The organism is Streptosporangium sp. NPDC000396 (assembly GCF_042898655.1).
Classification (GTDB): Bacteria; Actinomycetota; Actinomycetes; order Streptosporangiales; family Streptosporangiaceae; genus Streptosporangium.
This window is the reverse complement of sequence record NZ_JBIAZA010000025.1, coordinates 47,943-73,754: the sequence shown is the minus strand read 5'-3', so window position 1 is coordinate 73,754 and position 25,812 is coordinate 47,943. Positions and strand designations below refer to the sequence as shown.

Sequence of the window (25,812 nt, the reverse complement as noted above, 5' to 3'; positions counted from 1 at the left end):
GGCCGCACCGTAGTGGAGCGCCGCCGGCGGCCGGTCACCGGGTCGCTCCCGGCCCGGCGGCGCTGCGAGTTTTCCCTCGTGATCACCGGAGGACGGGCCGTCCCGTCCTCGTGACGCCGCGCGGCGGCCGGGCGGGCAGGCCGGAACCCGTAGGCGGAGGGTCAGTCTCGCACCCTGCCGGAGGAGCGGAACAGCTTCGCCGCGAACATGACCACCACGGCGACCAGGCCGATGATCAGAGCCCACTTGATCAGGCCGAAGAGAACGCCCATGAGCGAGCCGAGCAGGAAGAAGGCGAGCACCACGGCCGCCACGATCAGCAGAATTCGTCCCATGCGTCCACGGTATGCCCCGGTCAGGCCCGGCGGCAGGTCCGCGAACGGATGTCAGGGACAAGTCAGGGTTCTCCCTCAAGGGACGTGCGCCTCGCCGTGACGGGCCCGATCCGAGGGTGGCCGGGGCCCGGCGTGCGGGTGAATTCCACGCAATCAAGAAACACGTGGACGGAATGTCCGTAAAATACGGATCTTTCTGATACGCATGTGACTTGAGGGATAGCAGTGACAAACAGCACGACCGGTCTTACCCGCCGCCGTCTCCTGCAGGCGAGCGCCGGGGTCGTCCCCGCGCTCGCCCTGGGCGCGGCTCCCGCGCGGGCGTCCGCCGAACTGCTCACCTCCGGGGTCGTCCCCCCGGAGCTGGTGAGCTTCGACAACACGATGAAGAAGTACATCACCGAGCGCCAGATCGGCTGCGCGCAGCTCGCGGTCGCCCGGAAGGGAAAGATCCTGCTGGCCCGCGGGTACGGCACGTACTCGCGCTACATCAGCCCGGACCGGCGGTTCTTCGCACCTGTGGGGCCCACCTCGCTGTTCCGCGTCGCGAGTCTGAGCAAGCACATCACGGCGACCGCGATCATGCGTCTGGTCCAGGACGGCAAGCTCAGCCTGACCGCCCCGGTCACCACTCTTCTCGGACTCTCGGCCGAGGCCGACCCCCGGCTCGCCCAGGTGACCGTGCTGCGCCTCATGCAGCACCTCGGCGGCTGGGACCGAGGCGTCTCCAAGGACCAGCTCTGGCTGGACCACACGATCTCCGCCGCCCTCGACACGCCGCTGCCGATCGGCCACGCCGACATCATCCGCTACGCCACCGGGCGCCCCCTCGACTTCGACCCCGGCACCAAGATGGCCTACAGCAACTACGGCTACATGCTGCTCGGCCGGATCATCGAGAAGGTCTCCGGCATGACCTACGAGTCCTACGTCAAGCAGAGGCTCCTGGCGCCCGTCGGCGTCACCCGGATGCGGCTCGGCCGCAGCCTTCGCTCGGAGTCCTCGACGGGCGAGGTGAACTACACCTCGAAGTACACCAACAAGACCGTGCTGGACGGCTCCGGCACCGTCGTGCCCTACCCCTACGGCGGCTTCAACATGCCCAACCAGGACGCCAACGGCGGCTGGCTGGCCTCGGCGGTCGACCTGGTGAAGTTCGCCATGGTCTTCGACGCCGCCGGCCCCGTCCTCAACTCGACCTCGATCGCCAAGATGTTCGCCAAGCCGGAGATCGGCGTCAACGAGAACGGGTCCTGGTACGGCGGCGGCTGGTGGGTCCGGACGGCGGGCAGCGGCATCAACACCTGGCACAACGGGTCGATGCCCGGCACGTTCAGCTTCCTCGCCCGGCTGAGCAACGGCGTCTCCTACTGCGCCGTGTTCAACCGCCGCGAGGAGGAGGGGTCGCCCGACTTCGACTCGATCGACCCGCTCCTCGGCCAGGCGGCGGGCGCGGTGACCTCGTGGCCGACGACCGACCTCACCTCCAAGTACTTCTGACGCGCCCTCGGGGCACGGCAGGCGATGCCGAGTGGCGCCGTGACCGCCCACGACGCCACCCCGGCCCCGCCGCTCCGACTCCCGGAGCCGGGTTCTCACACCCGCTTCCCGCCACGCGGCGGGAAGCGGGTCCACGGCCAGGCTCCTAGTCCAGGGCGGAGCGGCCTCCGACGAGGGGCAGCCTGACGGAGCTGCCACCGGGCTCGACCGACACGTTGGTCCCGGCGGGCAGGCGGAGGGTGAAGTCGTGGTCGGTGGAGATGAGCACGACGCCGATCCGGTGACCGGCCTTGACGACGTAGTCGCTGGGCTGGAGATCGAAGTCGAAGTCGTAGAACCGGCCCTCGCGGAGCAGGTCGGTCCGGGAGGCGGAGTGACGGTTGCGGACGTCGAGCCAGCCCCTGGTGATGATCTTGTAGGGGGCGGTCACCGTGACGTGCTCGGCGAGACGGGCGCAGCCGGTGTCACCCGGCACGCCCTGGCCGTAGCAGACAGGGGTGTCGCCGTAGACGACCTGGCCGTAGGCGCGGGTGTCGGTGCCGTAGTCGACCAGCAGGGCCGTCAGGTACGGCGAGCGCCCGCCGGAGAACGCCGCCCTGATCGAGACGTCCGGGGTGCCGGAGAGCCGGGCGTCCTTGGCCAGGACCGGCGACAGGTAGGCCAGCCGGTTGGGGTCGGTGGCCGTGACGTTCTCGGCGAGCTGCTCGGCGGTACGGGTGCTCTGATCGACGAAGGACTCCGTGGCGTGGCCGTGTGAGCGTTCCCGGCTCAGCGTGCCGTTCTGCCCGCCCGTCCCGGCGGCCAGGCTCAGCCGTACGTCACGGGTGCCGGGCAGCGGCCACGAGGCGTGCTGGGCCCACTGGCCCGGGCCCGACTCCACGTCCGCCTGCGGCTCGTCCATGATTCCGTTGCGCAGGCCGTACAGGTAGAAGTCGAACCAGTGGTGAAGCTGGCGCAGCCACTCGGCGTTGCGGCGGGCGTAGGAGAAGGGGTTGAAGTGCGCGCCCTGGTGCAGCCAGATCTTGCGCGGCACGCCCTGGCGGGCGAGGGCGTTCCACCACTGGACGGCCTGCTTGGTCTTGACGTTCCAGTCGTTGAGACCGTGCACCAGGAACACGCTGGCACGGACCTTGCGCACGTCGTTGAGGTAGTTGCGCTGGTCCCAGAAGGCGGAGTAGTCACCGGTGACGCGGTCCTGATCTCGCTCGATCTGGTCCATGAGCGCACCGCAGGCCTGCTCGGCGTTCTGGCGGGTCAGGACGTAGCGGGCGAGCACGTCGGCGTCCTCGCCCTGGTAGCCGCCGGGGGCGAGCACGCCGCCGTTGGCCCGGTAGTAGTCGTACCAGGAGGAGATGGCGGCGATCGGCACGATCGTCTTGAGCCCCTTGACGCCGGTCGCGGCGACGGCGTTGGGCAGGGTGCCGTTGTAGGAGACGCCGATCATGCCGACGTTCCCGGTGGACCAGTCGGCCTTGATCTCGTTTCCGGACTCGTCGAACCCGCGGGCCCTGCCGTTGAGCCAGTCGATCGCCGCCTTGGGACCGGCGGTCTCGTTGTCCAGGCCGGTCGTCGGGCAGCCGGTCGCGCGGCCGGAGCCGAGGTTCTCCACCAGCGCGATCGCGTAACCGCGCGGGACGAAGTAGTTGTCGTAGTAGCCGCGGAAGATCGTCGCGGCCGCGCGGGCCCTGACCGAGCTCTCGTCGAGGCCGAACATCTCATCGCGCAGGTCGTTGAACTTGTTGCGCCGGTATTCCATGCCCGCCGGGTCGGAGCCGTCGAGGTCCACGACGTGGTTGGGCACGTCGTTGCCGCCCGCGTAGTAGGGGCTGGCCTCCATGATGACGGGCACCTTCAGCCCCGTGGCGGTCTCCTTGGGCCGCATGATGTCGACGGCGACCCGGTCAGGCAGGCCGTCGCGGTCGCTGTCGACACCGGCGACCTCGACGAACACGGTCTGGGTCAGGGCGTCGGCGCGGGAGTAGACCGGCTGGGTCTCGTCGTTCTCGATCGGAGCGGTCACGGGTTGCGCGGCCGCGGCAGGCAGGGCGCCGGAGGGTACGGCCACCGCCAGGGCGATGAGGACTGTCTTCCATCTGTGCATCGAGGGGGGCTCCGGGGGATCGATGGAAATCTGACGACTCCGTCAATCTCCTTCGAAGCAATCTTGACATGCAAGATCCAGGAGGTAACGAATTCGATCGGCCCGGGACCGCCCCCGTAGGTCTCGCCTAGCCCGCGTTGCGGGCGAGCTCCAGGGCGTAGGCGTGAAACCAGTCACCCGGCCGGGGCTCTCCCCTGTGGCAGTCGCCGTCGGACTCCCCGGGGCGTTTGACCCACAGGTAGGCGTCCACCCGCTCATGGCCGGTCCTGGTCGTCGGCTCCACGCCGAGTGCCCGGCCCTTCGGGTTGCACCACGAGTCGTCGCCCTCCCCTTCGCGCAGCGGGCCGTTGCCGTTGCGCGAGGTGTCGATCACGTAGTGCACGCCGCCGAGCCCGTCCGACAGGCGCCGGGCCGCGGCGGTGCTCTCCTCGGTGCTGAAGAAGTTGCTGACGTTGAAGGCGAAGCCGTCCGCCTCGGTCACCCCTGCCTGCCGCATCGGCTCGATCCAGCTGCCGGCGTCGGTGATCCACCCGGCGTTTCCGGCGTCGAGGTAGACCCGGGTGTTGGGCCGCTCCTTCAGCGTCCGCACCGCTCCTCGGAGGAGGTCGAGACGCTCGGCGGCCCTGCCCCCCTGGGTGCAGCTGTCCAGGATGTGGGCCAGCGCGTCGGGCTCGACGACGACCCAGGCGGGCCGGTCGCCGATGCCTTCGGCGAAGCGGCCGATCCAGTCGCGATACTCGTCGGCGCTCGCGGCGCCGCCCGCCGAGAACCTGCCGCAGTCGCGATCGGGGATGTGATAGGCCACCAGGACCGGCACCTGGCCCTTCTCCTGCGCCTTCGCGGTGATGTCGTCGACCCTGCCCTGCGGGTCCTCGTCGCCGATCCAGATCGCGTTCGGCCGGTCGGAGATCTTCCGGATCAGCGCCGCCTCCTCGGCCTTCCCCTCTCCCTCCAGCCTGCGGACCTCCCCGGCCGCGGCGCCGTCGGGGTCCACGTAGAACCGCGTCTGCGCGAGGCTCACCGGGCCGGGATCCTCCGCGCAGGCCGCCGACAGGAGGGCGAACGCCAGCGCGGCGGCGGCCCGGCCGTACCTGTTCATCGATCTCCTTGAACCTGGACCCAGCGGGCGTGGGACGGGGTGCCCTTCGCGGTCACTCCGAACATCATGTACCAGCCGGGCGGTACAAGAGCTGGGTTGGATGGGATCGTCACGATGATTCCGGTCGGCACCCGGGTGAAGTCCAGCTTGACGGAGCGCTGCTCCACGTCCGTGACGTGGGTGACCGCGCTCGGCCGCATCAGCCGGACCTCCTTGATACGTCCGGCGTCGGGAGTCTTGAACCCGGCCCGGCGTCCCAGGCGAACCACCTGCCGTCCGTCGGTGAACACCGGTGCCTTCTCGCCGTTGTGCAGGTAGGGCGGGGTGTAGATCTCGACCCGCTGGTCGAACGAGCCGGGGATCGATCCCGCCTCGTCGGCGAAGAGCGGATCGGATCCCATGCTGAGGACGCGGCCGTCCGGCAGCAACAGGCCCTCGGCGTGGTAGTTGCGGCCCACCGCGGGCGCCGCGGCCTCGTGGAAGCTGTTGCTTCCCGGGCGGTAGACCTCCGCCCGGAGGACGTCGCTGGCGCCCCGGCCGCGGTAGTCACCGGACCCGTTGAAGGAGAACACGGTGTCGTCGGGCAGCAGCACCGCCGACGGGTAGCGCACGGGATCGGAGAGGTTCGGGCCGCGGACGTAGCGGGGCTCGTTCTGCTTGAGATCGATGATGGCGGTCCGATCGGTGGCGTTCTTCTGACCCGGCTGGCGCTCCCCGACCGGGCCGCCGCCCATCACCATGACCCGCTGGTCCTGCGCGGGAGGCAGCAGCACCGAGGCGCCGGTCTCGTTGAGCTCCGGCTCGGGCAGCCCGGTGACCGGCGTGAAGGCCTCCATCTCGTCCGGCGCCACGCCGCTGACGGCGCCCTTGGTCTTCACCAGGTGATCGGTGTCGTGGCGGTAGTCCCAGATGCCGGGGGGACGCAGTGCGAGCTGGCCCGGACCGTACCCGGCGTTCATCCCGGAGAAGAAGAGGGTGTCGTTGTCCAGCAGGAACAGCGCCGGATACGTGGGGAAGAAGCGCTTCGGCCCGGGCTGCCAGGTCTTGGTCCGAGGGTTGTAGATCTCGTTGTCCCTGGTGACCTGTCCCACGGTGTCCAGGCCTGAGACCGCCATGACCCTGCCGTCGGGCAGGGCGGTCATCGTCGGGTACCAGCGTCCCTCGGACATGTCCTGGACCTTGACGTAACGCTCGGCGACGGGGTCGAACTCGTAGGCGTCCTTGATGCCCTGGAAGTCCTGCTTGTCGAGCGTCATGCTCCCGCCCATGGCGTACAGGTTCCGCTTCTCCCGGCCGACCAGCCCTTGGATCTCGTATTTGACGAAGCCGCCGGGCGAGGTGAACAGGCCTTGCGCGCCCTCCACCACGGATTCGGCGAAGACCTTGGTCTCGCTGGGGGTGACCACGGCCTTGCCCCGCACACCGGTCTCGACCTTCTTGGCGGGAAGCACCGTGACGTGCGCGGTGGTGCGGTAGAGCTGCCCGTTAGGGGCTGCGAGGAGGGTGCCGGGGTGCAGGTCCCGCCTGATGTGCGGGCTCTCGTTCTTCACCACCAAGGCCCCACCGGCCCGCTTGACCTTGCTTTTGAGCACCTCGAAGCGGAGCGTGCCACCGGCGATGAGGAGGTTGCCGTCGGGCAGCTGCACGTGACCGGCGCAGAAGAAGTCGACGGGCGTGTCGACCAGCTTGAACTCGCCGGGCTGCCCCGGCTTGGCCGGATCCCAGAGCAGGGTCTTGAAGGTGCCTTTCGCGAAGTTGGCGGCGTTGTTGCCGGAGCCCGCCACGATGAGCACCTTGCCGGTTCGCAGCAGCGCCGCGTGGATGGCGTTGACCTTGAACTCGTCGGGGACGTCCAGGAAGCTCCAGTGGCCGTAGCGCGCCTTGTAGTCGTCCCGGTTGATCTGGTAGTCGTGCCACTTCTTCGCGGCGAACCCGGCGACCGCGGGCAGGTTGACCCCGACGATCGCGGTCACCACCCCGGCGACGATCAAATTCTTCCGCAGGCGGCTCAACGGTCACCTCTGCTGGTCCATGCCCAGGTCACCAGAGGGCCCAGGCAGATCACGAGGGCGAGGATCGCCCAGAGGGTCATGACCAGGTGCACATGACCGGTCCAGAACAGGGTGAGCAGCAGTCCTCCGCCGAAGACGACGGCCCACCACAGATGGATGCGGAAGGTGGCGAGCCGGTCGGGGCTGGCCGAATCACCCTTGGGGGTGACCACGAACCTGCTCGGCAGCCGCAGCACGGCCCCGGCCAGCGACGCCACGTAGATGGGGGCCGACAGGGCCGACATGACCATCCCGGCCACCCCCGAGGAGCCCTCCGGCTCGTGCGGGCTGACGTTGTGCCGCCGGTTCCAGGTGTAGAGCATGACCTGCAGCAGCGCGGCGTCGCCGTACAGCATCAGCCACACGTCCATGGGCACGGTCACGCCGGAGCCGCCCACCGCCATGAAGAGGGTCGCGCTCAGCCCGGCCAGCAGCCAGTTGAGGGCGGACATCGGGTAGAAGGTCACCATCAGGGTGTAGTTGAACAGCCGCCCGGGAGACAGGCGGAACGCCGCCCGCCAGAACTGCTTGAGCAGCGTCTCGTAGGTGCCCCGGCTCCAGCGCAGCTGCTGGCTGAAGAAGTCGGTCCACGACGACGGCCCCTCCCCCACGGCGAGCACGTCCGGGGTGTAGACCGACATCCAGCGCTGCCCGGTCTCCGGGTCCCGGGAGCGATGGATCTCGATGCCGGTGGCCATGTCCTCGGTGATCGAGTCGTACAGGCCGCCGACCTGCTTGATCGCCCGAATCCGCACGGCGTTGTTGGTGCCGACGAACATCGGCGCCCCGTACCGGTTCCCGGCGCGCTGGATCAGGGAGTGGAACAGGAACTGCTGGCTCTCGGCGGCCTTGGTGACCTCGGCGGTGTAGTTGCCGTAGACCTGGGGGCCGACCACGAAGGCCACCCGGGGGTCGCGGAAGTATCCGAGCATGCGCTCGCAGAACTCGGGCAGCGGCACGTGGTCGGTGTCGACGGAGACGAAGAAGTCGTAGTCGTCGCCGTGCGCGGCCAGCCAGCTGTTGTAGTTGCCGTGTTTGGTCTTCGCCCGGAAGGGGCCCTTGGGCCGGTTCCATTCGGGCACGCCCTTGCGGGTGAAGTGGTGCGCGCCCAGCCAGTCGCACAGCTCGCGGATCTCGGGATCGTCGCCCTCGTCCAGCAGCCACACGTCGAGCACGCCGTCATGGCGGATCTCCAGGGCGGCCGACAGGGTCGCCCGGACCATCTCCAGCGGTTCTTTGCCGGGCACGCAGGTGGTGATGAAGGCCACCCGGCTGCCGGGCTCGGGCGGGACCGGGACCGGGTCCCTGGCGGCCAGCATGGCGTGCACGTTGGAGACCACGTTGACCAGGCGGAACATCTCGATCAGGGCGATCGCCACGAGCATGATCTTGTCGGCGACCGGCAGGTACCACGGGAGCGTGCCGTAGGGGTCGGGACGCACCGTCCAGTGCTCGGGCAGGAGCAGCCAGCCCATCATGGTGAACTCCACGACGAGCGCGGAGATCATCAGCAGCACCGCCCGCACCCGGTGCGGCTCGCTGGCCAGCATGGACCGGTACTGGACCCGGTACGGCCGGCCCGGCTCCGGCTCGGTGACGGGTCCGGCGAGCTGGCTGAACCGCTCGTAGTCGTAGAGGACGATGCTCTCAAGGTCGGCCGACGGTTTCACCGGTTGGACAGCCCCACTGAACGCACGACGAAGACCAGCACTATCCCCCCAAACGAGTCGGCATCGGCCGCCCCGCGCAAAGACACAGTCGAGCCCAGCCAAGATCGCCAAACAGGCACACATCATATTCCCGACAGGTGCCTCAAATCTCACCTATCTCGACAGACGAAAGAACACACCACAACACCACCGCCCTCACCGGTAACCGGCGGATCCTGCGACCTCTCGGAAACCCCGGATGGGGGCGCACGCCGCCCTCGCCGTCTTCGCGAAGGACCCCCAGGGCGGGGAAAACCCGTGTCCGGGACGGGCGCCGGGCTGGCAAGGTAGGGCGGATGGAAGCACAGTTCGTCCCGGATCGCCTGGTGCTGTCGGTCGTGGTCGGCTCGCGGGCCTACGGGCTGGACACCGAGGACTCCGACGTGGACCGGCGCGGCGTCTACGTGGCGCCGACCCCGCTGTTCTGGCGGCTGGCCAAGCCGCCCACGCACGTCGAGGGGCCGCTGCCCGAACAGTTCTCCTGGGAGGTCGAGCGATTCTGCGCCCTCGCGCTCCAGGCCAACCCGACGGTCCTGGAGTGCCTGTGGTCGCCGATCGTCGAGCACGCCACCCCGGCCGGTGAGGAACTGATCGCGATCCGGGACGCCTTCCTGTCCGAGCGCGCCCACCAGACCTTCGTCGGATACGCCGACGCCCAGTTCCGCCGGCTGGACCCCGGGCGTCCCCGGTGGAAGCAGGCCATGCACATGATCCGGTTGCTGCTCAGCGGCCTGCACCTGATCCGTCACGGCGAACCGCTGGTCCGGATGGACGCCCACCGCGACCGGCTGCTCGCCGTACGGCGAGGCGAGGTCCCCTGGACCGAGGTCCGGCGATGGCGCGAGGAACTGGTCGCGAGCTTCGACGGCACGAGCGCGCTGCCCGGCGAACCGGACCGGCAGCGCGTCGAGAACTACCTGGTGAACACGAGAAAGGCAGCCCTTTGACCGCCACCCTGCCCCCCTGGCTGGCCGAGGTCCCCGCCGAGCAGCCGCACTCCCCGGCCTTCGTGACGGTCAGCGGCGCGCATCTGTACGGCTTCCCCTCGGTGGACTCCGACGTCGACCTGCGTGGCGCGCACATCCTGCCCCTGGAGGAGGTCGTCGGCCTGCGCACCGGCCAGGAGACCATCACCCGTTCCTGGGAGCGGAACGGCGTCGAGGTGGACCTGGTCACCCACGACCTGGCCAAGTTCTGCGGCCTGCTGCTGCGCCGCAACGGCTACGTGCTGGAGCAGCTGCTCTCCCCGCTGGTGGTGGCCACCTCGCCGATCCACCAGGAGATGATCGCCGCCGCGCCCGGCTGCCTCACCCGCCACCACGCCAACCACTACCTGGGCTTCGCCCGCTCCCAGTGGCGCCTGTTCGAGCGCTCCGGCGAGCTCAAGCCCCTGCTCTACACCTTCCGGGTGCTGCTCACCGGCATCCACCTGATGCGCACCGGCACCCTGGTCGCCGACCTCGGCCGGCTCACCGCCCTGACCGCCGGTGCCCCGCCGTACCTCCCCGACCTGATGGCCGCCAAGCGCTCCGCCGAGCACGCCCCGCCGCCCACCGGCCTCTCCGACCCGGTACGGCTGGCGCACGACGTCGCCCGCCTGACCGCGGAGCTGGAGGAGGCCAAGGGCGCCTCCCGTCTCCCCGACGCCCCCGCCTCGGCCGACGTCCTGCACGACCTCGTCGTCCGCACCCGCCTCGCGGTCCGGGTCGCGCCGTCCTGACACCCGCCGGGAGCTCCTCACGCGCCCTTGAAGAGCTCCCACCAGGGGTCCACCAGCGGCACGTCGCCGACGTCGACGCGATCGCCCGGACGCGGGATCGCGAGCCGGACGTCGCGGGCCTTGGACTCGCGCCACAGCCGGTCGACGGGCTCGGCCCACGGGTGGAGGGCCAGGGTGAAGGTCGCCCAGTGCACGGGGAGCAACAGCCTGCCGCCCAGATCGAGGTGGGCGTTGACCGCCTCCTCGGGATCCATGTGGACGTCGGGCCAGGCGGGGCTGTAGGCGCCGATCGGCATCAGCGTGAGGTCGAACGGGCCGTGCGCGGCGCCGATGCCGGAGTAACCGTCGAAGTAGCCGGAGTCTCCCGCGTAGAAGACCCGCTTGGACTGCCCGGCGACCACCCACGAGCCCCAGAGCGTGGTGTTGCGGGTGAGGGCGCGCCCGGAGAAGTGCCGGGCGGCGGTGGCGACGAACCGCAGCCCCGCGACGTTCGCCTCCTCCTCCCAGTCGAGCTCGACGATCCGCGAGGGGGGCACGCCCCAGCGCTCCAGGTGGGCGCCGATGCCCAGCGGAACCAGGAAAGGGGCGTTCTGGACGGATGTGAGCGTTCGTACCGTCGCCCGGTCGAGGTGGTCGTAGTGGTCGTGGGAGATCACGATCGCGTCGAGCGCCGGGAGGTCCGCCAGCGCGACCGGCAGCGGGTGCAGCCGCCGCGGGCCGACCAGCCGCGAGGGCGACACGCGCTCGCTCCACACGGGGTCGAACAGGACGCGCCGCCCCTCGATCTCCACCAGGGTGGTGGCGTGGCCGTACCAGACGACGCTCAGCCCGGTCTCGGACGGCGGGGTCGACGGGGAGGTCACCAGCGGGACCGGCCCGGCCGGTCTGCGGCCGTCACGGTTGAAGATCAGCTCTTGGAGCAGCTCCGGAAGGCTGCCCACCGGTGGGGTGTAGGAGCCGGGCACGGGGTTGTGGAAGACACCGTCACGAAAACGCGGCGAGCGCGTCATCCGCGCAAGCCGCTCCCCCGAGGCCCGGCCGCCCAGCTCGGCGGGGATCTCCCGCACCGCCCAGCCGACCGCGGCCAGCGCCAGCCCGCCCGCGACGAGGCGTCCCACCGATCCTTTTCCCGCCATCCGGCACCACTCTCCCGAAAGTCCAACCCATACACGCAACTGATCAAGGGCCACCGGTGTTCCCGCCGCGCCTCGGGCGTCCCGGATGTCACCCGGGGGTCCCCCCCGTTCCCACCCCGGATGCCGCGGTCACCGGTGTTCCCGCTCGCGGGTCCCGACGCCTCAGGCATTCTGGGCGTTCCTCGCCATCCCTACCCCAGATGCCGCTCGATGGTGGCCACCTTGGCGTCCATGCGGCCCTCCTGCCCGGCCCGGATGTCGGCCTTCAGCACGAGGCTGACCCGACCGCACCGCGCCTCGACCGCCGCTACCGCGTCCTTCACCACGCCCATGACCTCCTCCCAGGTCTCCCCCTCGACCGTGGTGAACATGGCGTCGGTCCGATTCGGCAGTCCCGACGCGCGGACCACCCGCACGGCCTCGGCGACGAGTTCGCCGACGTCCTCCCCGGCTCCGATCGGAGTCACGCTGAACGCTACGAGCACCGACATGTCTCATCCTTCCGTCAGATCTGCTCGGCAGTGGATTCTCCCTCGGCCAGGAGCCCTCCAACCGGCGGTCAAGAGCCCTCCACCCAGCCGACGTCCGCCCGGTCTCCCCGCCGGACGGCGCCGGGCCTGGTCGCCCGCATGATCACACCGAACTTGTTCTCGTGTTCCTGGATCAGCCACTTCTGCAGTTCGGGCCAGCGCTCGCGCCCGTCCGGGTCCCAGCTGGGCACGGCGCACCGGATGCAGGGTCCCGCGTTCTTCCCGGCCACCGAGAACTCCACCTCGCCCACGGTGATCGTGGTGCCGGGCCCCCAGCTCTCCTCGGCGAACGCGGGCGCGTCGAGTTCGAGGTGGAGGTTGGGCCTGAACCTGCGCAGATCGACCGACGCGCCGAGTTCGGCCTCCAGCGCCGCCAGGGAGGCCTCGAAGGTGACCAGAACGGTCGGTCCCCGGTCCTGTTGCCCGTCGGCCGCGCGCAGGCTCAGCGGTGTTCCCAGCGACTTCGCCAGCGCGTCCACCAGGCCGGGATCGCGCCACTCCCAGACGGTCCCGTCCGGGGCCGTCAGCGTCGGCGTCCCGTCATCGCCCCTGTAGGCGCTGCTCCAGTGGAGCATCTCGGCGCGCTGCCGCACGGTCAGCCTCTTGCCCGCGTGGTTGTCCCTCTCGTCGATCAGCGAGTAGGCGCGGTCCCCCGCCATCCCCCGCTCGTCGAAGCGGGCCTCCAGGAGTTCCTCACCCCGCAGCGACTTCACCGGCCATCTCAGGAGTTGCCGCACAATTCCCCGATGTCTTGTCATGCACTAAAAATAGCGATCATACGTATATGAAGGCACGAATCCCCCGCACCATCGCGGAAGCCGAGGCGATCCAGGACGAACTCCGCCCGCTGCTCGACCTGACGGGCCCGGGGCCCCTGCGGCCCGCCAGGGTCGCGGGAGTGGACGTGGCCTACGACGGGGAACGGCTGGCGGCGGCGGTGGCCGTACTGGACGGGACCACGCTGGAGGTCGTCGAGCAGGTGGCCGTGAGCGGCCGGGTGGCCTTCGACTACGTCCCCGGCCTGCTGGCCTTCCGGGAGCTGCCCACCCTCCTTCAGGCGCTGGACCGCCTGACCGTCACCCCCGACCTGATCGTCTGCGACGGGTACGGCCTGGCCCACCCCCGCCGCTTCGGCCTCGCCTGCCACCTGGGCGTGCTGACCGGCCTGCCCACGATCGGCGTCGGCAAGACCCCCTTCGTCGGCTCCTACCCCGACCCGGCCCCCGAGCGAGGCTCCTGGACCGACCTGACCCTGGACGGTGACGTCGTCGGCCGCGTGCTTCGCACCAGGAACGGGGTCAAACCGGTCTTCGTCTCCGTCGGCCACCGCGTCGACCTCGACACGGCCTGCAGCAACGTGCTCGCCCTGACGCCGAACTACCGCCTTCCGGAGACCACCCGCGTCTCCGATCGGCTGTCGCGAAAAACGCTTGTCGAAAATGTCACCTTCGACTGATTTGATCCTGTCAGCACAAAAGATGGGATAACTGTGAGCGACGACGAGTGGGTCGATACCATCGGCGCCTGGCGCGACACGAACCTGACGGAGATCAGAGAACGGCTGGCGGGCGGGTTCGACCCCGGCCAACGGCTTTCCTGGTTGCGTTCGACGCCTCTGCATCAGGCCGCCCAGGAAGGCGCGGTCCGGGTGATCGAACTGCTGCTGGCCTCCGGGGCGAAGGTGGACGCGGTCGACGACGACGGGGCCACCCCGCTCTGGGAGGCCGTGCGGTACGGCCAGGACGACGCCGTCCGGCTGCTGCTGGCCGCGGGCGCCGACCCCTGGCGACCGTGCATCGCCGGGCGCTCCCCCGGCCTCCAGGCGCTCTTCACCGACCTCGCGGACCTGTTCGCCCACCTCCCGGGGGCCCCGCGCATCAGCCCGCGGCTCCGCGAGTTCCAGGACACCGTCGACGAGATGATGTTCTCCTACGAGGACTACAACGAGGACTTCTGCGTCGCCTTCGTCGGCGGCGTGACCGAGGACGAGGTCGTCCGCCGTCTCGGGGCCGTGCCGGAGCTCTGCCCGCCGGTACGGGCCGGGGCGTTATGGCAGGCGGAACAGGACTCCCCCACCGAGGTCCTGCGGGTCGCCAGCCCTCCCGGAGGCGGAGTCGCCCTCCTCCAGACGGGGGGCGCCCTGCCCGTCCACGATCATGTCGCCCGGCAGGTCACGACCGGAGGCGGAGTCCTGGCGGGCGCGTTCCCGTTCGCCGGCTCCTCGGTCGACATCTGGCGCGACGGCGTCAGCGTCGCCCGGCCCTCGGTTCACGATCAGCTCAGCGACGACAGCCTCTTCGAGCTGTGGATGTGCCGGTTCGGCGACTGCGGCGCGCACCCCTCCACCTCCGTGGAGCGCACCCTGGCCCTGATGACGTTGCTGACGGCCACCTACGTCACCGAGGAATGGCTGTGGAGCAGCCCGATGAGGTTGGTCCCGATCGATCCGCGACGCGACGGCCAAGGTGGGTAGAGTCGCAAACCATGGAAAAGCACATGATCACCGCGTTGTGGGAGGAGATCCCCGACGACGCCGACGATATCGCCCTGATCAACGGTGGGTTCCGGACCTACCTGTGCCTGTGCGGCACACACCTGGAGGATCGGACGGCCGCGGAGCTGCACGCGGCCGAGATCGACCGGTGCACCGCGTGCCTGGGCGCCACCACCGAGGAGGTCGTGCCGGGCTTCTCCCAGGAATGCACGTCCTGTGCCGGGACCGGCAGGCGCAACGTGCAGCTCGTCTGGGAGCTCGCCTGCGCCGAAGCCGAGACCATGATCACCGTTGACCTCGTCCGCCAGGTGATCGCCCCGTTCACCCAGCCGTTCCGGCTCTCCCAGGTGGCCGACACGGTTCGCGACACCCTCGGCCTCCCGGTCGGCCGCCTGCCCGTCGGCCCCCGTGTCCGCGACGTTCTCCGCAGCCTTGAGGCCACCGGCGAGCTCGTTCTGGTCTCCGCCCCGGACGAACTGCTCCGCGGGCCCACCATCGTGCTCTACCGCGACCCCTACTGGCAGCACACTCCGCGGTGAGGTTCCGCGGGCAAGGCCGTTCCGGGAGACCCGGGCCTCATCGGTGACCGGTCGTCACCACGAAGGCGGTGACCGGCGTGCCGGGTGCGTCTCCGGGCAGCCCCGCGGCTCGGGCTCCGCCCTCGCGACCGCCGATCATCCGCCGGACCCTCGTAAGATTGGGATATCCCGAAAAGTCAGGCGTGTGCTGCTGAACCGCGGAAGGTCTTCGCGGGACGTCAAGGACAAGGCGGTCGCCATGCTCCCCAGCCGATTGCTCACGTTGCCCGGAAACTCGCACGGCACGCGACGAAGCCGTGCGCGCGGGAGCGCGGGCGCCGCCGCCGGAGCCGCGCCGGTTCCATCCGCCCCGGCCGACCCGGCGGGACGGCGTGCGCGCGCTGGCGCACCGCGCCGGCGCCCGATCGGATGAGCGGCGAGGCTCGGCCGGGCCAGACGTCAACCACCCAGAAACAGGACGGGACGGACCCGCGGCGCTGGAAGGCTCTGCTCGTCTGCCTGATCTCCGGTTTCATGACGCTCCTTGACATCAGCATCGTCAACGTGGCGCTGCCCTCCATCCGTGCCGGACTGGACTCCCCGCAGAGCGACCTGCAGTGGGTGGTGTCCGGGTACGCGCTCGCGTTCGGGCTGGTGCTGGTGCCCGCCGGGCGGTTCGGCGACATGCACGGCCGCCGTAACGCGTTCGTCTCCGGCGTCGCCCTTTTCACCCTGGCCAGCGCGGCCGCCGGAGTCGCCCAGACTTCGACCTGGCTGGTCGTCGCGCGGCTCGTCCAGGGAGTGGCGGGCGGGGTGATCAATCCGCAGGTCAGCGGTCTGATCCAGCAGCTTTTCCGGGGTGCCGAGCGAGGCCGGGCGTTCGGGCTGCTGGGCGCCAGCATCGGCATCTCGACCGCGATCGGCCCGTTGCTCGGCGGGCTGCTCATCCGTCTCGGCGGCGAGCAGGACGGGTGGCGTTTCGTCTTCTACGTCAACGTGCCGCTCGGCATCCTGGCCATCGCCCTGGCGTATCGCTACATCCCACGCCGGGCCGGAGGGAGGCGATCGCGGGAGAGCATGGACCCCGTGGGCGTGCTGCTGCTGGCCACCGGCGTCATGCTGGTGCTGCTGCCGCTCGTCGAGGGGCGGCAGTGGCAGGGCCTGGGGAGGTGGCTGATGCTGCTCGCCGGCCCCGTCGTGATCGCCGGCTTCGTGGGCTGGGAGCGCTGGTACGGCCGGCGCCGCGAGCCGGTCGTCGACCTGTCCCTGTTCGGCAGGCGTTCATACGCCCTCGGCGCCCTGCTCGCGACGCTCTACTTCGCCGGTTTCACCGCGATCTTCTTCGTTCTCACCCTGTTCCTGCAGAACGGGCTGCACTACTCGCCCCTGGAGGCGGGGCTGGCGACCACTCCGTTCGCGGCGGGGTCGGCCGCGGCCTCCGTGGTGGGAGGCCGGATCGTCACCCGGTTCGGCCGCCCGCTGGTGGCGCTGGGGCTGGTGCTGGTCGTGGCCGGGCTGGCCACCACCGAGCTCACCGTGAACCTGGTCCCCGGCCGGCACGTGGCCGCGGCGATCGCGGTGCCGCTGCTCGTCGCCGGCCTCGGCAGCGGCCTGGTGATCTCGCCGAACCAGACGCTGACCCTGTCCGAGGTGCCGGTCGCCCAGGCCGGCACCGCGGGCGGGGTGCTGCAGACGGGACAGCGGATCGGCACCGCCGTCGGTATCGCGGTGGTCGGCTCGGTGTTCTTCACCGAGGTCGCCTCCTCGCACGGTGACCACGCCATGGCGTTCCGGCACGCGCTCCTGGTCACCATCGCCTTCGTGCTCGCCGCTCTGGCCGTGGCCCTCACCGACGTGGCAGCCGCCCGCCGCACCGACCGGGCGATGGCCGGATGAGCCGGTACGGCGGGCAAGCATGGGGCGTGCCCGCCGGACGTTCTCACGTCTCCTCAAGCAGGCCGCGAATCCCTTCAGGAAGCGGAGGAGTCACGAATCGTGCTCTAGCTCTTGTAGGCGATCCCGCCGTACATGAGCTGCTGGCCCACCGTGAGCTTCTCGGAGACCGGTTCGTCGGGTCGCCACAGGGGCAGGGGGACGATGCCCGGTTCGAGGAGTTCGAACCCGTCGAAGAAGGCGGTGATCTCCTCCTGCGTCCGGAATCTGCCGGTGCCGAGCAGCGCGAGGAACTTCCGCTCGGCATCGCGCGATTCCTGGGTGGAGGCGCAGAAGTGGGTGATGAACAGGTAACTGCCCGGCGGGACCGCCGCCATGTAGGCTTCGACGATCCCCCGGGGGTCTTCGTCGTCGTGCAGATGGTGCAGGATGCCGACCAGCAGAACGCCCACCGGACGGCCGAGGTCGATGAGGTTCTTGAAGGCCGGGTCGGTGAGGATGGCCGTCGTGTCACGCAGGTCGGAGGTGATGACCGCCGTGCGGTCGTTCTCCGCCAGTAGCGCCCGGCCGTGGACCAGCACCATCGGGTCGTTGTCGACGTAGACGACCCGCGAGTCCGGGTTCGCGCGCTGCGCGACCTGGTGGGTGTTCTCCACAGTCGGCAGCCCCGAACCGAGGTCGACGAACTGGGTGATTCCCTGACCGGACAGGAAGCGCACCCCCCGGCCGAGGATCTGCCGGTTGTAGGCCGCCACGTCGTAGATCTCGGGGACGACCTTCACGATCTCGGCGACGAAGGCGCGGTCGACCTCGAAGTTGTCCTTGCCGTTGAGGACGACGTCGTAGGCCCTGGCGATGCTGGGCCTGGTCGTGTCGATGCCGGCGTTCCACTCGCTCCGCTTGTCGACCACAGGGGTCCTTTCTCGCTATACCAGGGCGATTCAGATGATCATATTGGGTGGAGAACCCGCGAAATACGTCTTCTCACTATGATCACTATGAACGGACGGCGGATCCTGGATCCGGCGCTGGTGGGCCCCACAGAGCAGGCGAACGCGTGCACCTCGGAGGCTGGGCAGGCAGGCGTGGGCAAAGCCCGCCGCGCCCGGTGATCCGGCCGCCTATTTCCGCGAGTCGCTCACCACGGTGAAGGTGATGGCCGCCCGGCTGAGGCGCTCGATCAGCGCGTCACCCATGGCCACGGCCGTGGTGACCTGGCCGGAGACCTCGGGAAGGTCGTCGAAGGCGAGGCAGAGCGCCGACTCGGCGAGCATCTTGGCGGTCTCGTCATAGCCGGGGTCGCCGCCCGCGACCTCGGTGACGACACGCTCACCGCCGCCCTTTCCGAGGAAGGTGACCTTGAACCAGCTTCTGGCCCGCCGCTCGGGGCTGGGCCCGTCACCCGGTGAGATCCGGCCGAGCATCCAGGAGCGGATCGGGGGGATCTGGGCGAGCGCGGCGAGCGCGCCCACGCCCGCGACGAGGCCGACCGCCTCGGGCAGCCGCCTGACCGCGATGTGGTGGCGGTAGGTGAAGTCCGGCCCGTAGCGCTCCAGCGCGCGGGCCGAGCGCGCGACGATCTGCGGGTCGATCGAGGGAAGCGGAAGTGCCCAGCCTCCCACGTAACGGAACGATCCGGCGGTGCCGCGTGCCCTGCGTCCGGCCGGGCGTCCTTCGAGCTCGCGCCGGGCGAGCGCGGCCTGGGCGGTCTGCCGGGCGCGGGAGAACGCCATGAGGGCGGAGTGCGCGGTGCCGCCCGAGGGCCTGCCGTTCGCGCGGACGAACCCGCTCACCTCCAGCGGCACTCCTTCGGGGAGCCGCTTGACGGTGAAGTAGGCGCCGAGGTCGTGCGGAACGGAGTCGAACCCGCAGGCGTGCACGATCTTCGCCCCGGTCTGCCTCGCCCGTTCGTGGTGCTGGGCGAACATGCGGTCGACGAACTCCGGCTCACCGGTGATGTCGGCGTAGTGGGTGCCCGCGGCGGCGCAGGCCGCCACGAGCGGCTCGCCGTAGGAGACATAGGGGCCCACCGTGGTGGCGACGACCCGGGCCTGCCCGGCGATCCGCGCCAGCGAGGCCGGGTCCGTCGCGTCGGCGTGGAGCAGGGGCAGCTCGGGACGGCCGATCCGCTCCCTTACCGCTTCGAGTTTGGCCCGGTTCCGGCCGGCCAGGGCCCAGCGGCAGTCCGGACCGGCGTTGCGCGCGAGATAGTCCGCGGTGAGCGCCCCGGTGAACCCGGTCGCGCCAAAGAGCACGATGTCGTACGGGCGATCGTCAGGCATGGGCTGAGACTCCTCCCCGGAAGGGCCATATGCAAGCCGTACGAACCGAATGTGGTTCTGATCACCTCGGTGCGGGAGCGGGCACCGATGACGCCCAAACCTGAAAGCCCTCCGTGCCCTGGCCGGTCATGGAAAGGGATTGACCAGGTGGGCGGGGTCGCTCACGCTGCGTGTAGCTCTAAGTGTGAGCCAGACGACAGGAGGGCCCATGCCGCACATCGACCTGCCCGCCGGCGTCCCGGGAATCGCCGGGCTGATCCACTATCGGCCGGCGACCGGACATCTCCTGTCCGAGCTCACCGAGATACTGCTCCGCGGGGAGAATTCACTCTCCCGAGGGGAGCGCGAGCTGATCGCCGCCTACGTGTCGTCGCTGAACGACTGCGGCTTCTGCACCCGCTCTCACGCGGCCTTCGCCGCCGCCCAGCTCCCCGGCGGCATGGATCTGGTCCGCCAGGTCGCCGACGATCCCGACAACTCCCCCGTCTCCGAGAAGATGAAGACCCTGCTGGACATCGCCGGGGCCGTCCAGCGCGGCGGCCTCGACGTCACCCCCGAGCACGTCAAGTTCGCCCGGGCGGCCGGCGCCACCGACGCGGAGATCCACGACACCGTGCTCATCGCCGCCGCGCTCTGCATGTACAACCGCTACGTCGACGGCCTGGCCGCGTTCACCCCGGAGGAACCCGGCGCCTACTCGGCGATCGCCGACCGCGTCGTGGCCGACGGCTACCTGAGCCTGGTTCCGGCCCGGCCCGCCGGCTGAGGTCGCGAGCGGAACGGCTTCCCTTCTCCTCCGTTTCGCAGCGGAAGAGAGCGGCGGAGGGGAAGGGAGCGGGTAGCGCGTTTCCTTCTCTTCCGTCTCCTCCACCCCGAGTCTGGTAGTTATTGGCAGGTGATGCGATTCCTCGCCGTCCCGGCGGCAGCCGTTCTCGTCCTCGCGTCCACCTCGGCGGCGGCCGCGGCCTCTCCGCGCCAGCCGCGCGTTCCGGCCGGGACGGCCGCCGGTTATGTGCTGTTCGACCGGCAGACCGGAAAGGTCGCGCTCCACCACGACGCGCACCGCAGGTTCCGGTCGGCGTCGGTGGTGAAGATCCTGATCGCGATCGACTACCTGGAGTCGCACCCGACCGTGCCCCGCAAGGACGGGGAACTGCTCAAGGTCATGCTGCGGGTCAGCGACGATGGAGCGGCGACCGCGTTCTGGAATCGCGGAGGCCGGGGGCGGATCGTCCAGCGGACGGCTCGCAAGCTCGGCCTGACCGACACCGCGCCCCCTCCGGCCGACAAGCCCGGCTTCTGGGGTTACACCTCACTCAGCGCGATGGACGTCACCCGGGCCTACCGCTACCTGCTGGAGCGCGCCGACCCCAGGGTCAGCGGCCTCATCCTCGGTCACCTGCGCCAGGCCGGGCAGTGCGGCTCCGACGGCTTCGACCAGTTCTTCGGCATCCCGCGCGGGGTCCCCGGCCCGTGGGCGGTCAAGCAGGGCTGGTCCGGGTACGGCTCCACGCCCCCGGTCCCCTGCACCCGCACCGGCGGGAGCCCGCCGGCGGGCGGCTCGCCCGCCACCGGAAGCACCCGGGCGGTCCGGGCCGCCACCCCGTCCGCCGTGGGCGCCCCCGCCGGGGTCGCCTCCCCCTCAAGCGCCGGGCCGGTCCCCGACCTGGGACGGCCGGTGCTGCACACCACCGGGCTCGTCGGCCCGAAGGAACGCTGGATCATGGTCTTGCTGACCGCGCACCCCGCCGGGACGAGCTGGCAGCGCTCCACCTCCCGGACGACCACGCTGGCCAGGCAGCTCTATCTCAGCGCGACCTCGTGACCCGCGGAGCCACGGACTCACCGAAGTGCGCGGCGGCGACCCGCTTCGGCACGGCCATCCGCCAGGCGTCGTGGACCAGCTCGGTCATCTCGGCCTCGTCGATCGCGGCCAGCCAGACCCGGACCCAGTTGTACCGCTCGTCGGAAGGGCGGGGCATGTGGAACTTCGCGGGCTCGGCCGCGACCAGCGCGGCCCGCTCCTCCTTCGGGAAGGCGAATCCCATCGAGGTCTCGTCCTGAGAGATCGCGATGTAGACGATCCTGCCCACGCGGAACGTCACCCGGTCTCTGACGATCTTCTCCTCGGTCCGGGGCAGCGCCATGGCCACGCGGCGGACGTCGTCACCTGTGATCATCGAGACGCCTCGTCGAGGGCGGCGGTGAGGCGGCGCAGGGTGCCCTGCAGGCCGGCGAGCTCGTCGAGGTCGAGGCCGGTGGCCTCAAGGATCCTGCCGGGGACCTCCAGGGCCCGCTCCCGCAACTCGGCCCCCGCGGGGGTGAGCCGTACCAGCACGGAACGCTCGTCGGCGGCGCTGCGCTCCCGGCGCACCAGCCCTGCCGACTCCAGCCTCTTGAGCAGCGGCGACAGGGTGCCCGAGTCGAGCCGCAGGGCCTCGCCGAGCTCCTTGACCGTCACCGGCTGACGCTCCCAGAGCACCATCATCGCCAGATACTGCGGATAGGTCAGGCCGAGATCGCGCAGTTCCTTGCGATAGACACCGTCCAGCGCCCGCGACGCGGCGTGCACGTCGAAGCAGACCTGGTTCCTCAGCAGCAGCTTCACGGCACACAGTATATCAATTTGACTGTCGACAATTTGATTGTGCACAATCTAGTTGCTCGCAACTCAATGAGGAGAACCCATGAACACGCGCTACACGGCCATCGCCACCGCCTCCGGCCGCGAGGGAAGGGCGGTGTCCTCGGACGGCCGCCTCGATGTGACGCTCGCGCCGCCGAAGGATCTCGGCGGCTCCGGCGAGGGCACCAACCCCGAGCAGCTGTTCGCGGCGGGCTACGCCGCCTGCTTCGCCAGCGCGTTGCAGCTGGTCGGCAGGCGGAAGAAGATCGACGTCTCCGAGGCCTCGGTGACCGCCGAGGTGAGCCTCGTGCCCGACGGCGAGGCCTTCGGGCTCGCCGTGACCCTGCGCGTCGAACTCCCCGACGAGCTGCAGGGCGAGACCGGCACCGCCCTGGTCGAGGCCACCCACCAGGTCTGCCCCTACTCCAACGCCACCCGGGGCAACGTCCCGGTCAAGCTGGTGATCGATTGACGCGCTCCTCGGGTTGAAGGCCCGGGGGTCTCGCCCGTGCCGCATGGGTTCATGCGGCACCTCGAGGGCTTCCTCGTTCACCAGGCCGTGCCACCGCACGCGGTGGTCTTACCTGCCCTCCGGAGGCGTTTAACCTCTCCGCCCGTCCGGCGGCGAGGATGTTGATCGCGGCGTTCACGTCCCGGTCGTGGACCGCGCCACACGAGCACTCCCACAACCGGACGTTCAGCGGCATCGACCCGGCGAGCGCGCCGCAGGCGGAGCACAACCTGGAGGAGGGAAACCACCGGTCGATCCGGTGGAAGGTCCGACCGTACAGGGCGGCCTTGTACTCCAGCATCCCGACGAAGGACGACCAGCCCGCGTCGTGCACGCTCTTGGCCAGCCGGGTGCGCGCCAGCCCGTTCACTGCCAGGTCTTCCACGACCACCGTTTGGTTATCACGGATGATCTTTGTGGATTCCCGGTGGTGGAACTCGCGGCGCGCGTCGGCGACCTTGGCATGCTGACGGGCCACGGCGGCGCGGGCCTTGACCCGGTTGTTCGACCCCTTCGCCTTGCGGGCGAGCGCCCGCTGGAGCCGCTTGAGCTTCTTCTCCGCCCGCCGCAGGAAACGCGGCGAGTCGATCTTCCGGCCGTTCGACAGGACCGCGAAATGGCCCAACCCGAGGTCGATGCCGGTCTCGCTCTCCACCGGCGGAAGGGGATGTCCGGCGGCCTCGACCACGAACGAGGCGAAGTATCGCCCGGCCGCGTCCTTGACCACCGTGACCGAGGAGGGTTCGGCGGGCAGGTCCCGCGACCAGCGGACCGCCACGTCCCCGATCTTCGGCAGGCGCAGTCTCCCGCCCGGCGTGAGAGCGAACCGGGCGTTCTTGGTGAAGCGGATCGCCTGCCGGTTGTCCCTCTTCGACCGGAAACGCGGCGGGGCGGCTTTCGACCCCTTCCGCTTGCTCGACAGGGAGGCGAAGAAGTTGCGGTAGGCGGTGTTCAGGTCGGCGAGCGCCTGCTGAAGCACGACCGCCGACACCTCACCCAGCCAGGACCGTTCCGGGGTTTTCTTCGCCTCGGTGATGACCAGCTTGGACAGGTCCCCGTCACAGAGGTACGGCAGCCCGGCCGCATGGGCTTCGGCCCGTGCGCGCAGCCCGTCGTTGAACACCACCCGCGCGCACCCGAACGCCCGCGCCAGCGCGGCACGCTGGTCGGCGTCGGGATACACCCGGTAGTTGTAACGAAGCCGCACCCGCTGATCATATCGTTGGCTTATGGCCGAGCATGAAGACATCAGAACCGGTAGACACTGTGTTTTTGCCCTACATGCGCATTTGGTCTTCATAACCAAGTTCCGGCACGAGGTGGTCACCGGCACCCACCTAAACCGGGTGGGGGAGATCACGCGGGATGTGCGCGCCGACTTCGAGACCGAGTCGCGCGAGTTCGACGGCGAGAGCGATCACGTCCACCCGCTGGCGAACTTCCCACCCAAGATCGCCCTGTCCAAACTCGTCAACTCCTCGTCAACTCTCTGAAGGGCGTTTCCTCACGCCGGATGCGCCGGGAGTTTCCCGAGTTGGCCCGCCACTGTTACCGGGCGAACAAGCTGTGGTCGGGCTCCTGCTTCGCCGGGTCGGTGGGCGGCGCCCCGATCGGCGTCCTACGCCGGTACATCGAGCGGCAAAACCGCCCGGATTAGGGCGCGCTCAGGCCCCGGGGGTCTTCCCACGCGGGCCTTCACCCCCGGGTTTGAAGGCCGGAGCACTGGCCCGCATTCTGGTAGCGCTCACGCTCGGCGAAGGGGACGGCGACCGGCGAACCCGAGATCCTCCCGGTGATACCAGCCCAGATCGCGGTCCCCTTCGAGCCAGCACAGCCGGACGGGCACCCCGTCCAGCTCCGAGGGGAAGTCCAGCAGCAGGGGCGCGATGCCCTTGACCTCGACGCCGTGAGCCCCGAACCAGCCGAGAATCTCCTCCAGCCGCGCCTCGAACGCCTTCGCCTCCGGCAGCCCGCCGAGCCTCGACGCCCCTCGCTCGCGGAGGTCCTGGGCGAGCTCCGCGAGATCGCCCCGCATGCTCACGAACTCACCGGCCCGCTCCAGCAGGGCGGGCATCAGTGCCCGCGCCTCCTCGACGGTGAAGATCCTGTCCACATTCGAACGTTAGCGCCTCGACGACGGCGCGGCCTACCGGTGCCCCGCGACGACCCGTGCCCGCCTCGGTCTCCCTCTCCGCCTCGGCGCCGATCTTCACTGGCTCACCGAAAGCCCCAATTTCTCCATAAATCCACTCATCCGACCTCCAGATAGGCATACTTTTGGGCAAATAGGCCATTTTAAGTGCCCACCTCGGACTCCGGGCGCACCGAAGTGTTGTCATGGGAATCCGCTTGCCAGAACAGCGTTTTTCCGTAAATCTGATACCCGTCATTCAGCCGCCAAACGATCCCGGACGGCGATCTCATGTCGGAAGCTCGGCAAGCTCCGCCCGAAGACGGCCGCGAGGATCAGGCGGCCACCCGGGCCGAGGAGGATCAACCGTCCGGCATAAGCCGGTTCGCCCGGAGCCCGCTGACGTGGCTGGGCGGCGTGCTGAGCGCGGTCGCCGCGGCCGTCCTCATCTCCTGGACCCAGGGCGGCGGCCAGGACTTCCTTGACGAGCTGCTCGGACGGCCGCCACTGCGGGTGCTCCTCATCCGCGAATACGCTCCCGGACCGGGCCCCATCGCGTTTCGCACCGCCCCCACGACCCCCGCGGACCGCGGCGTGCTTCTCACCGACCCGTCGGAGGAGGAGTTCACGACGCTCCTGCACCGCCACGACGGCGGGGCGGTCGAACGTCTGGAGGTGCTGCTCGCGGTCGAAGGCGGGCGCAGCGACCTGCGGATCGTCGACATCCGGCCCCGCGTGAAACGGAGCATGCCCGTCCTCACCGGTGCCTACTTCGCTCCGGACGGGGCCGGCGAGGCGGGCGTCATCTCCCTGGGCGCCGACTTCGACAAACCCGACATTTCCATAAAATCCGCAAAGAAGAATGAAAAAGGGAAAAAGTCCTACTTTCAATTAAAACAGATAGATCTAAAGCGGGGGGAGCGCGAGACGTTGAACATCTCCTTCCTGTCCCACCGGTCGGCCGTCGAATTCGATCTGGAAGTCACCCTGGTCACCGGCGGGCGACAGGAGAAACAGGTCATCGGCGGCGGCGACGACGGCGTGTTCCGCGTCACGGGTGCGGCGCCGGACCACCGCTCCTACAAGTCCATATACATCGAGAATGGCTCTTCCTGGCATAAGGCGGGCAGAAAAACACTGTGCGGCCACTTCCCCAAATCCAGGGGGTGCTGAGAT

General features: G+C 69.7%; 25 protein-coding genes and 1 pseudogene. 12 read left to right on the top strand and 14 right to left on the bottom strand.

Annotated features, from left to right (window positions below; genetic code table 11):
- Nucleotides 1-161: 161 nt before the first annotated feature.
- On the bottom strand, nt 162-335 hold the full coding sequence (locus ACFY2X_RS33495; RefSeq protein ID WP_389946515.1) for a hypothetical protein: 174 nt from the start codon (nt 333-335) through the stop codon (nt 162-164).
- Nucleotides 336-560: 225 nt separating this feature from the next.
- Between ACFY2X_RS33495 and ACFY2X_RS33490 the strand changes: the two genes are divergently transcribed.
- Nucleotides 561-1,835 carry a serine hydrolase domain-containing protein gene (locus tag ACFY2X_RS33490; RefSeq protein ID WP_389946512.1) on the top strand — a complete coding sequence of 425 codons (1,275 nt, stop codon included), beginning with the start codon at nt 561-563 and terminating at the stop codon, nt 1,833-1,835.
- Nucleotides 1,836-1,980: 145 nt separating this feature from the next.
- Here the strand turns inward: ACFY2X_RS33490 and ACFY2X_RS33485 are convergent, their stop codons facing one another.
- The 4 genes from ACFY2X_RS33485 to ACFY2X_RS33470 all read right to left on the bottom strand — a co-directional run bounded on the left by ACFY2X_RS33485 (nt 1,981) and on the right by ACFY2X_RS33470 (nt 8,756).
- Nucleotides 1,981-3,936, bottom strand: coding sequence for a Xaa-Pro dipeptidyl-peptidase (locus tag ACFY2X_RS33485; protein WP_389946509.1), 1,956 nt, complete (start codon nt 3,934-3,936; stop codon nt 1,981-1,983).
- 127 nt (nt 3,937-4,063) lie between these two features.
- Nucleotides 4,064-5,035, bottom strand: coding sequence for a glycoside hydrolase family 6 protein (locus tag ACFY2X_RS33480; RefSeq protein ID WP_389946506.1), 972 nt, complete (start codon nt 5,033-5,035; stop codon nt 4,064-4,066).
- Complete coding sequence (locus tag ACFY2X_RS33475; protein WP_389946503.1) at nt 5,032-7,047, bottom strand: galactose oxidase-like domain-containing protein; 2,016 nt, start codon at nt 7,045-7,047, stop codon at nt 5,032-5,034. The genes ACFY2X_RS33480 and ACFY2X_RS33475 overlap by 4 nt, the downstream gene beginning before the upstream one ends.
- On the bottom strand, nt 7,044-8,756 hold the full coding sequence (locus ACFY2X_RS33470; protein ID WP_389946500.1) for a glycosyltransferase family 2 protein: 1,713 nt from the start codon (nt 8,754-8,756) through the stop codon (nt 7,044-7,046). Before ACFY2X_RS33470 ends, ACFY2X_RS33475 begins: the two co-directional genes overlap by 4 nt.
- 335 nt (nt 8,757-9,091) lie before the next feature.
- On the opposite strand from ACFY2X_RS33470, the gene ACFY2X_RS33465 reads away from it, so the two are divergent.
- Together ACFY2X_RS33465 and ACFY2X_RS33460 are read left to right on the top strand one after the other, a co-directional pair.
- Nucleotides 9,092-9,742 carry a DNA polymerase beta superfamily protein gene (locus tag ACFY2X_RS33465; protein ID WP_389946496.1) on the top strand — a complete coding sequence of 217 codons (651 nt, stop codon included), beginning with the start codon at nt 9,092-9,094 and terminating at the stop codon, nt 9,740-9,742.
- Entirely contained in the window at nt 9,739-10,515 is a 777-nt protein-coding gene (locus ACFY2X_RS33460) for a DNA polymerase beta superfamily protein (protein WP_389946493.1), read from the top strand. The genes ACFY2X_RS33465 and ACFY2X_RS33460 overlap by 4 nt, the downstream gene beginning before the upstream one ends.
- Nucleotides 10,516-10,532: 17 nt before the next feature.
- On the opposite strand, the gene ACFY2X_RS33455 is transcribed toward ACFY2X_RS33460, so the two are convergent.
- The 3 genes from ACFY2X_RS33455 to ACFY2X_RS33445 all read right to left on the bottom strand — a co-directional run bounded on the left by ACFY2X_RS33455 (nt 10,533) and on the right by ACFY2X_RS33445 (nt 12,939).
- A complete protein-coding gene (locus ACFY2X_RS33455) occupies nt 10,533-11,633 on the bottom strand; it encodes an MBL fold metallo-hydrolase (protein ID WP_389946490.1) in 1,101 nt (366 codons plus the stop codon).
- Nucleotides 11,634-11,842: 209 nt separating this feature from the next.
- Nucleotides 11,843-12,136, bottom strand: coding sequence for an MTH1187 family thiamine-binding protein (locus tag ACFY2X_RS33450; RefSeq protein WP_389946654.1), 294 nt, complete (start codon nt 12,134-12,136; stop codon nt 11,843-11,845).
- A gap of 74 nt (nt 12,137-12,210) precedes the next feature.
- Nucleotides 12,211-12,939: an MOSC domain-containing protein gene (locus ACFY2X_RS33445; RefSeq protein ID WP_389946487.1), complete on the bottom strand. Its 729-nt coding sequence runs from the start codon at nt 12,937-12,939 to the stop codon at nt 12,211-12,213.
- A 26-nt stretch (nt 12,940-12,965) separates the two neighbouring features.
- Between ACFY2X_RS33445 and ACFY2X_RS33440 the strand changes: the two genes are divergently transcribed.
- From ACFY2X_RS33440 to ACFY2X_RS33425, 4 genes are all read left to right on the top strand, one after another.
- Complete coding sequence (locus ACFY2X_RS33440) at nt 12,966-13,637, top strand: endonuclease V (protein WP_389946484.1); 672 nt, start codon at nt 12,966-12,968, stop codon at nt 13,635-13,637.
- A 33-nt stretch (nt 13,638-13,670) separates the two neighbouring features.
- On the top strand, nt 13,671-14,654 hold the full coding sequence (locus tag ACFY2X_RS33435) for an ankyrin repeat domain-containing protein (RefSeq protein WP_389946481.1): 984 nt from the start codon (nt 13,671-13,673) through the stop codon (nt 14,652-14,654).
- 11 nt (nt 14,655-14,665) lie between these two features.
- Entirely contained in the window at nt 14,666-15,214 is a 549-nt protein-coding gene (locus ACFY2X_RS33430) for a hypothetical protein (RefSeq protein ID WP_389946478.1), read from the top strand.
- 408 nt (nt 15,215-15,622) lie between these two features.
- Nucleotides 15,623-17,089 carry an MFS transporter gene (locus ACFY2X_RS33425; protein WP_389946475.1) on the top strand — a complete coding sequence of 489 codons (1,467 nt, stop codon included), beginning with the start codon at nt 15,623-15,625 and terminating at the stop codon, nt 17,087-17,089.
- Nucleotides 17,090-17,193: 104 nt separating this feature from the next.
- Here the strand turns inward: ACFY2X_RS33425 and ACFY2X_RS33420 are convergent, their stop codons facing one another.
- Nucleotides 17,194-17,997, bottom strand: a complete 804-nt coding sequence (locus ACFY2X_RS33420; RefSeq protein WP_389946472.1) for an SAM-dependent methyltransferase — start codon at nt 17,995-17,997, stop codon at nt 17,194-17,196.
- A gap of 210 nt (nt 17,998-18,207) precedes the next feature.
- Nucleotides 18,208-19,368 carry a saccharopine dehydrogenase family protein gene (locus tag ACFY2X_RS33415; protein ID WP_389946469.1) on the bottom strand — a complete coding sequence of 387 codons (1,161 nt, stop codon included), beginning with the start codon at nt 19,366-19,368 and terminating at the stop codon, nt 18,208-18,210.
- A gap of 208 nt (nt 19,369-19,576) precedes the next feature.
- Here ACFY2X_RS33415 and ACFY2X_RS33410 point away from each other — a divergent pair, with 208 nt between their 5' ends.
- Both ACFY2X_RS33410 and ACFY2X_RS33405 read left to right on the top strand, forming a co-directional pair.
- Nucleotides 19,577-20,134, top strand: coding sequence for a carboxymuconolactone decarboxylase family protein (locus ACFY2X_RS33410; protein WP_389946467.1), 558 nt, complete (start codon nt 19,577-19,579; stop codon nt 20,132-20,134).
- Between the two features lie 132 nt (nt 20,135-20,266).
- Complete coding sequence (locus ACFY2X_RS33405) at nt 20,267-21,193, top strand: hypothetical protein (RefSeq protein ID WP_389946652.1); 927 nt, start codon at nt 20,267-20,269, stop codon at nt 21,191-21,193.
- On the opposite strand, the gene ACFY2X_RS33400 is transcribed toward ACFY2X_RS33405, so the two are convergent.
- Both ACFY2X_RS33400 and ACFY2X_RS33395 read right to left on the bottom strand, forming a co-directional pair.
- Nucleotides 21,177-21,548: an MmcQ/YjbR family DNA-binding protein gene (locus ACFY2X_RS33400; protein WP_389946464.1), complete on the bottom strand. Its 372-nt coding sequence runs from the start codon at nt 21,546-21,548 to the stop codon at nt 21,177-21,179. The two genes, ACFY2X_RS33405 and ACFY2X_RS33400, sit on opposite strands and share 17 nt — an antisense overlap.
- The gene (locus tag ACFY2X_RS33395) at nt 21,545-21,970 is read right to left on the bottom strand and encodes a MarR family winged helix-turn-helix transcriptional regulator (RefSeq protein ID WP_389946650.1); all 426 of its coding nucleotides are present in this window, start codon (nt 21,968-21,970) and stop codon (nt 21,545-21,547) included. Before ACFY2X_RS33395 ends, ACFY2X_RS33400 begins: the two co-directional genes overlap by 4 nt.
- A gap of 85 nt (nt 21,971-22,055) precedes the next feature.
- Between ACFY2X_RS33395 and ACFY2X_RS33390 the strand changes: the two genes are divergently transcribed.
- Nucleotides 22,056-22,466, top strand: a complete 411-nt coding sequence (locus ACFY2X_RS33390; RefSeq protein ID WP_389946461.1) for an organic hydroperoxide resistance protein — start codon at nt 22,056-22,058, stop codon at nt 22,464-22,466.
- Nucleotides 22,467-22,515: 49 nt separating this feature from the next.
- On the opposite strand, the gene ACFY2X_RS33385 is transcribed toward ACFY2X_RS33390, so the two are convergent.
- Nucleotides 22,516-23,712, bottom strand: coding sequence for an RNA-guided endonuclease InsQ/TnpB family protein (locus tag ACFY2X_RS33385; RefSeq protein ID WP_389946459.1), 1,197 nt, complete (start codon nt 23,710-23,712; stop codon nt 22,516-22,518).
- A 22-nt stretch (nt 23,713-23,734) separates the two neighbouring features.
- Between ACFY2X_RS33385 and tnpA the strand changes: the two are divergent.
- Nucleotides 23,735-24,162 (top strand): annotated as a pseudogene (gene tnpA / locus ACFY2X_RS33380) (IS200/IS605 family transposase).
- Nucleotides 24,163-24,249: 87 nt separating this feature from the next.
- Here the strand turns inward: tnpA and ACFY2X_RS33375 are convergent.
- Entirely contained in the window at nt 24,250-24,618 is a 369-nt protein-coding gene (locus tag ACFY2X_RS33375) for a DUF2203 domain-containing protein (protein ID WP_389946457.1), read from the bottom strand.
- A 309-nt stretch (nt 24,619-24,927) separates the two neighbouring features.
- Here ACFY2X_RS33375 and ACFY2X_RS33370 point away from each other — a divergent pair, with 309 nt between their 5' ends.
- Nucleotides 24,928-25,809: a hypothetical protein gene (locus ACFY2X_RS33370; RefSeq protein WP_389946454.1), complete on the top strand. Its 882-nt coding sequence runs from the start codon at nt 24,928-24,930 to the stop codon at nt 25,807-25,809.
- Nucleotides 25,810-25,812: the final 3 nt, after the last annotated feature.

What these genes read in the sequence shown, in the direction of transcription:
- ACFY2X_RS33495 (WP_389946515.1), bottom strand. Translation starts at nt 335, where the DNA reads ATGGGACGAATTCTGCTGATCGTGGCGGCCGTGGTGCTCGCCTTCTTC.
- ACFY2X_RS33485 (WP_389946509.1), bottom strand. Translation starts at nt 3,936, where the DNA reads ATGCACAGATGGAAGACAGTCCTCATCGCCCTGGCGGTGGCCGTACCC.
- ACFY2X_RS33480 (WP_389946506.1), bottom strand. Translation starts at nt 5,035, where the DNA reads ATGAACAGGTACGGCCGGGCCGCCGCCGCGCTGGCGTTCGCCCTCCTG.
- ACFY2X_RS33465 (WP_389946496.1), top strand. Translation starts at nt 9,092, where the DNA reads ATGGAAGCACAGTTCGTCCCGGATCGCCTGGTGCTGTCGGTCGTGGTC.
- ACFY2X_RS33445 (WP_389946487.1), bottom strand. Translation starts at nt 12,939, where the DNA reads ATGACAAGACATCGGGGAATTGTGCGGCAACTCCTGAGATGGCCGGTG.
- ACFY2X_RS33440 (WP_389946484.1), top strand. Translation starts at nt 12,966, where the DNA reads ATGAAGGCACGAATCCCCCGCACCATCGCGGAAGCCGAGGCGATCCAG.
- ACFY2X_RS33430 (WP_389946478.1), top strand. Translation starts at nt 14,666, where the DNA reads ATGGAAAAGCACATGATCACCGCGTTGTGGGAGGAGATCCCCGACGAC.
- ACFY2X_RS33425 (WP_389946475.1), top strand. Translation starts at nt 15,623, where the DNA reads ATGAGCGGCGAGGCTCGGCCGGGCCAGACGTCAACCACCCAGAAACAG.
- ACFY2X_RS33415 (WP_389946469.1), bottom strand. Translation starts at nt 19,368, where the DNA reads ATGCCTGACGATCGCCCGTACGACATCGTGCTCTTTGGCGCGACCGGG.
- ACFY2X_RS33410 (WP_389946467.1), top strand. Translation starts at nt 19,577, where the DNA reads ATGCCGCACATCGACCTGCCCGCCGGCGTCCCGGGAATCGCCGGGCTG.
- ACFY2X_RS33405 (WP_389946652.1), top strand. Translation starts at nt 20,267, where the DNA reads ATGCGATTCCTCGCCGTCCCGGCGGCAGCCGTTCTCGTCCTCGCGTCC.
- ACFY2X_RS33400 (WP_389946464.1), bottom strand. Translation starts at nt 21,548, where the DNA reads ATGATCACAGGTGACGACGTCCGCCGCGTGGCCATGGCGCTGCCCCGG.
- ACFY2X_RS33390 (WP_389946461.1), top strand. Translation starts at nt 22,056, where the DNA reads ATGAACACGCGCTACACGGCCATCGCCACCGCCTCCGGCCGCGAGGGA.
- ACFY2X_RS33370 (WP_389946454.1), top strand. Translation starts at nt 24,928, where the DNA reads ATGTCGGAAGCTCGGCAAGCTCCGCCCGAAGACGGCCGCGAGGATCAG.